General features: G+C 73.5%; 4 protein-coding genes. All 4 read left to right on the forward strand.

The window, feature by feature from the left end; all coding sequences use genetic code 11:
• Positions 1–1,587 (forward strand): MinD/ParA family ATP-binding protein (locus AC08ON_RS05675; RefSeq protein WP_476616574.1); only part of this gene is annotated, 1,587 nt, incomplete at its 5' end.
• Positions 1,588–1,597: 10 nt separating this feature from the next.
• Complete coding sequence (locus AC08ON_RS05680) at positions 1,598–2,491, forward strand: SseB family protein (protein ID WP_476607231.1); 894 nt, start codon at positions 1,598–1,600, stop codon at positions 2,489–2,491.
• Between the two features lie 343 nt (positions 2,492–2,834).
• Positions 2,835–3,425, forward strand: coding sequence for a translation initiation factor IF-3 (gene infC, locus AC08ON_RS05685; RefSeq protein ID WP_070982428.1), 591 nt, complete (start codon positions 2,835–2,837; stop codon positions 3,423–3,425).
• 97 nt (positions 3,426–3,522) lie between these two features.
• Positions 3,523–3,717 carry a 50S ribosomal protein L35 gene (rpmI, locus tag AC08ON_RS05690; protein WP_011437566.1) on the forward strand — a complete coding sequence of 65 codons (195 nt, stop codon included), beginning with the start codon at positions 3,523–3,525 and terminating at the stop codon, positions 3,715–3,717.
• The last annotated feature ends 53 nt before the right edge of the window (positions 3,718–3,770 follow it).

Below are 3,770 nucleotides of genomic sequence, written 5' to 3' on the forward strand. Positions count from 1 at the left end.
GGCCGGAGTGCGCCCCCCGTGGGCCTTCCATTGACCGCGCCGCCCGGCCCGAGCTCCGCCTGGCCCGGTGCCTCGCTCACCGTGTCCGACGGAGCGGGGTGGACGCCCGACCTCGCCGCCGCGACGTCGGCTGCCGGGCCGCCGGACCCAACCGGTCCGGATCCGTACCCGGTGGACCCGTACCCGACGCCACCGGATCCACCGCCCGGTGCGCCGCCGCCCCCGGCCGTTTCCCCACCGCTCCCGGCCGTCCCGCCGCCCGGGGAGACCTGGGAGAACATCGCGGTGCTGGTCCCCGCGGCCGGGCAGCCGGTGAACCTCCCGGATGGAACGCCGGTCGTCCCCGTTTCCCGGGCCGCCACCGCGCCGCCCCCCGACGGCTCGCCCGGTGCCGGGCCCGTATCCGGGCGGCTTCCCCCGCCCGCGGCGGCTGACCCGGGTTGGCCGGTGCCGGAGGCGTGGCCCGACGCCGACCCCTTGGGCGGACCCACGGTCGGCCGGCAGGCGGTCGAAACGCCTGGTCTGGAGCCAGCCTGGTCCATCCCGGTCCCCGCGAACCTGCCGGCGCGGCGGCCCGGCTCGGCCCCTTCCCTGCCCGTCCGGGCGGCGGTGGCCGCGGTGACGCCGTCCCGTGGTCGGGCGGTGGTCCCGGCCGTCGCGGGAACGGGCGGTTCGTCGGTCGCGCGGGCGCGGGCCGGTGGGCGGCAGGTACTGGTTGGGGGATTCGGTGGCGGAGGCGGCCGGACGACGGTCGCCGCGGGTCTGGGACTGGCGATCGCGGAGCACCACGGTCATCGGGTGATGGCCGTGGACGCATCCCCGGACCAGTCCGGGCTGCTTGCGCACCGGGTCGGCCTCATGTCACCGGGTGTGGGGTTGCGGGAGCTGGCCACGGCGCGGCCACCGGTGTCCTCATTGGAGGACGTGCGCCGGTTCGTCGCCTCCGATGGCTCCGGTGGCCTGGAGGTGCTGGCCGGACTGCGTGATCTCACCGGGCCGGGGCTGCTTCCCGAGGAGCTGGCGTGGGCACTCGACCTGCTCGGACACTGGTATCCGGTCGTCGTCGCGGACGCCCCACCGGGGTGGAGCCAGCCGGTGCCGGCCACCCTGCTGGCGCGGGCGGACCTCGTCGTGTTGACGATCCGGGCCGGCGAGACGGAGATCGCCGGTGCGGACGACGCGTTGAGCGCGTTGACCGCGGCCGGTCGGCCAGATCTCGCTGCCGCCGTCATCGTGGCCGTCGTCGAGACGTATCCCTCCCGGTTGAGCCGCGGGGCACGGCTGCGTCTCGAGCATCTCGAGGACCGGGCCTACATGACGGTGCCGGTGCCGTTCGACGCGGCGCTCGCCGACAGCCGTCCGATCAGCTGGTACCGCCTGCGTCGCCGGACCAGGTTTGCCTTCCAGCGTCTCGCCGGGGCGGTCGCCACCGCCCCGCTTCCCGGGTCGCAACCGGCCACCGTGCTGGCCCGGCCCGCCATCGCCGCCCCCGGTCGGGGCCCTCAACTCGGGCCCGGGCCCGTCCGGGCCATGGTGAACGCCACGGACCCGATCCGGTACCGGCCCGCCGCGCCGCCTGGGCCCTAGGCTGGCGAGAATGGCACGCGATCTGCTGACTCCGTCTGGTCAGGGCGATGACGGCCGCGCCGACGAGTCGCTCACCCGAGCGCTCGCCGCCAGCCCGGTCGACCCCGCCGTTCTGACCGCCGCGCTGCGCCAGGCCTGGGTCTTCGTCGGAGTCGAGGCTCGGCTCACCGACGCCGACGCCGTCACAGGTGCGGACAAGACCAGCGAGATGGCGCTGACGACCCTGCGCACCCCGTCCGGCGCGACCGCGCTACCGATCTTCTCCAGCGTCAGCGCGCTCACCGCCTGGCGTTCCTCGGCCCGGCCGGTTCCGGTCGCCGCGGTGGACGCCTGCACGGAGGCGGTCCGGCTGGGGCTCGGAGCGGTGGTGATCGACGTGGCCGGTCCGCGCTCGGCCAGTCTGGACGTCGGCCCAGGCGGTCCCGCGCCGGTGCCCGGCGGATCGGGCTCCGACTCGCCGTCCGGAACCCTCGACACGCCGCGCGTGACCGAAGCCGCGGACCTCGACAAGCTGAGGGTGACCGCCCTGCGCCGTCCGTCCGATCCGGATGGTCCGTTATCCCGGCGGCGGGTTCGGGAGGCGTTGCGGACCGTGACCGAGCGAGTCGAGGTGTGGCCGGCGGAACTGCTCCTCCCGGGTGCCGGCGCCCCACGCCCGGTGCTCGCCGTCGCGGTACGTCAGGGCGGAGATGCGGACGCGCGGTCCGGGGAGTTGCTTGCCCGGCGGTTGTCCCGGCTGCTCGCCGCCGATCCGGACCCGGCACAGGCACAGGCACAGGCGCAGGAGCGGGCCTCGGGCCCGGCCGTGCTGCTCGTGAGCGCGCGGGAGGCCGCGGCGGTGCGCCGCCATCTGGGGCGGGGCCTGCGCCCGACGCGCCGATGGCCGGTGCGGTTCGCGAGGTGAGCGCAGCCGGCCCTTTCGGAGCGCCCGGACGATGATGTGATCGTCGTGTCGCCTGGTCTGGTGCTACGCTGGGCCGCAGACCGCCTGCCGGCTGGTTTTGTTCCGTCCGCTGGCGTTGCCGTTTCCAGGCAGCCAGGGCACGGCGCGGAGCCTGATCGGCAGGACCAAGCGGGGGTTCGCCCTCCACCCGATGCCAGCACTGATGTCGCCACCCCGGGACGTCAGCAGGTCCTCAGGCCGAAGTTCCGGCTGGGGGCCGCGGTGGCCGGGTCGCCGGTCGGCCGAGCCGTTTCCGCGGTCGTCGGCCGGGAGCCTGGTGTACCAGGCTCGGTGCTCCGCTGCGGTGAGGTCATGCCCGCGCGTCGAGCAACGGAGGAAACACATCAGCACAGAGTCCCGTATCAACGACCGGATCCGCGTCCCCGAGGTTCGCCTCGTCGGCGCGGAGGGTGAGCAGATCGGCATCGTCTCGATCGGTGAGGCCATGCGTATGGCGCAGGAGGTCGATCTCGACCTCGTCGAGGTCGCGCCGACCGCTCGTCCCCCGGTCTGCAAGCTGATGGACTACGGAAAGTTCAAGTACGAGTCCGACCAGAAGCGTCGGGAGGCTCGGAAGAACCAGGTCCAGACCGTCATCAAGGAAATGAAGCTGCGGCCGAAGATCGATCCGCACGACTACGAGACCAAGAAGGGTCACGTCGTGCGTTTCCTGCGGGCCGGCGACAAGGTCAAGATTACGATCATGTTCCGCGGTCGGGAGCAGTCCCGGCCCGAGCTCGGCATCCGCCTGCTCCAACGGCTGTCCGCCGACGTGGCCGACCTTGGTTATGTCGAGGCTCAGCCCAAGCAGGACGGCCGGAACATGACCATGGTCATGGCCCCGCACAAGGGCTCGAAGCCGCAGCGGGTGCCGGAACCGGCCGGCCACGTCTGACTCGAGGGCGGGCAGTCCGCGCGGTGGCGCCGCCACCGGTTCCGGATCTCGCCACGCCGGTTGTTCGATTACCCACGTAACCCGTCAGGATGTCAACATGCCCAAACAGAAGTCCCACAGCGGTGCGAGCAAGCGGTTCCGGGTCACCGGCTCCGGCAAGGTGCTGCGCCAGCGGGCCAACCGCCGCCACTACCTGGAGCACAAGACCAGCCGTCTCACCCGCAGACTGGATGGCGTGGTGCCGTTGACGAAGGCGGACAACCGACGCGTCAAGCGTCTGCTCGCCCGCTGACCGCGGCCCGCTGACGACTCCGGCCCCGACTGCGGCGGGCCCGCCGGTCGCGG

The organism is Frankia sp. CoWAU3, assembly GCF_977971855.1.